The sequence below is a fragment of the Saccharomonospora saliphila YIM 90502 genome (assembly GCF_000383795.1).
GTDB classification, from domain to species: domain Bacteria; phylum Actinomycetota; class Actinomycetes; order Mycobacteriales; family Pseudonocardiaceae; genus Saccharomonospora; species Saccharomonospora saliphila.
This window is the reverse complement of the sequence record NZ_KB912724.1, coordinates 1-1,503: the sequence shown is the minus strand read 5'-3', so window position 1 is coordinate 1,503 and position 1,503 is coordinate 1. Positions and strand designations below refer to the sequence as shown.

At 73.1% G+C, this 1,503-nt stretch carries 2 protein-coding genes and 1 pseudogene; 1 reads left to right on the top strand and 2 read right to left on the bottom strand.

Features of this window, described 5'->3' with window-relative positions; translation table 11 throughout:
* Together SACSA_RS23750 and SACSA_RS0118570 are read right to left on the bottom strand one after the other, a co-directional pair.
* Positions 1 to 211 (bottom strand): annotated as a pseudogene (locus SACSA_RS23750) (GNAT family N-acetyltransferase); the annotation flags it as partial.
* 76 nt (positions 212 to 287) lie between these two features.
* Positions 288 to 1,076 (bottom strand): S1 family peptidase, encoded by a 789-nt coding sequence (locus SACSA_RS0118570; protein ID WP_083940308.1) that lies wholly within the window; start codon positions 1,074 to 1,076, stop codon positions 288 to 290.
* Between the two features lie 77 nt (positions 1,077 to 1,153).
* Between SACSA_RS0118570 and SACSA_RS23745 the strand changes: the two genes are divergently transcribed.
* Positions 1,154 to 1,503: nucleotide-binding protein (locus tag SACSA_RS23745; protein ID WP_456300025.1), on the top strand; the 350-nt coding region annotated here is incomplete at its 3' end.

Sequence of the window (1,503 nt, the reverse complement as noted above, 5' to 3'; positions counted from 1 at the left end):
CCTCGGCGGCCGCGGGGTCGCGCCCCGCGAGCCGAGCGGCCGATTCGCCCTCGGCCACGGCCCACAGGTGCCGAGTGCCCTCGGCCAGGTCCCGGCCGTCCAGTTCCGGATACGGACAGTTCTGCTCCACCACGAACACGTCGACCCGCAGGCGCAGCAGGGCGTACAGCTCGGAAGGGGCCAGCTCGGGGCCGCGCCGGGAAACCACCACGGGCGGCTCGCCCGTGCTGGACGCGGCGGAGGACGGGCGGGTATCGGACGGGGTATCGGTCACCCGTCCATACGTATCAAAGCCCCGGGAGCTGATCGGCGTAGGCCGCCACCCGGGTGTAGACACCGGGGCGGTTGGGCTCGGCACAGCCGTCCCCCCAGGACACGACGCCGATCACCGTGCCGCCCACGACGAGCGGGCCCCCGGAGTCGCCCTGGCAGGCGTCGGTACCGCCCTCCTCGTAGCCCGCGCAGACCATGGTGTCCGAGTCGAAGGAGCGGTAGATCCCCGCGCACGTGGCGTCGGAGACCACGGGCACTCGTGCGGAACGCAGGCTGCCGGGCTTGGGCCCGTTCTCGTACAACCGGCCCCAGCCGAGCACGGTCGCCCGCGTGCCCGGAGCGTAGAGCCGCGAGCTGGTCGCGACCTCGGCGGTGCGGTACGGGACCGTGCGGGAGAGCGTGAGCACGGCGAGGTCGTCGCCGGCGAGCGGGTTGTCGTAACCGGGAGCCACCCAGACGTCCCGGACATCGCTGCGGACCCCGTCGCCGGAGACCGTGTCGTCGCGGCCGACGACCACTCCGATGTCGGAACGGCGCACGGCGAGGGCGCAGTGCGCGGCCGTCAGCACCGCCTCCGAGGACACCAGCGTGGCGCCGCAGTACTGGTTGCCCCGCCCATCCACCAGGTAGGCCACGAACGGGTAGTCGGCCACCGAGGCGCTCTCCCCGCCGACGATCGGCCGCGGCGCGCCCGCGGCTTGGCCTCCGGGGACGACGAGCATCCCGGCGAGCAGTGTCAGGGCCACCAGCAGGCGGCGCCGGAGTCGTCCGTACACGTGCGCTCCCTCCTCCACGACGGTCATGAACACCCTATGTCGACAGCCGCCCTACGCGCTGTCACCGAATGGAGTGGAAAGCCGGGTGGGCTACGGTGTCGGACATGCGAGGTGGGCTGCTGGTCACGGGAACGACCTCCGACGCGGGCAAGTCGATGGTGGTGGCGGGGTTGTGCCGCTGGCTCGCCCGGCGCGGTGTGCGGGTGGCGCCGTTCAAGGCACAGAACATGTCGAACAACTCGATGGTGTGTCCGGACGGCACCGAGATCGGCCGCGCACAGTGGCTTCAGGCCGTCGCCGCGGGGGTGCCGCCCGAGTCGGCGATGAACCCGGTACTGCTCAAGCCGGGAAGCGACCGGCGCAGCCACGTCGTGCTGCGGGGCAGGCCCTGGGGCGACCTGGGCGCGCACGACTTCGCCGACGGCCGGGCCGCGCTCGCCGCCGAGGCGCACGC

Coding starts and splice junctions, on each gene's coding strand:
- SACSA_RS0118570 (WP_083940308.1), bottom strand. CDS start 1,076: ATGACCGTCGTGGAGGAGGGAGCGCACGTGTACGGACGACTCCGGCGC.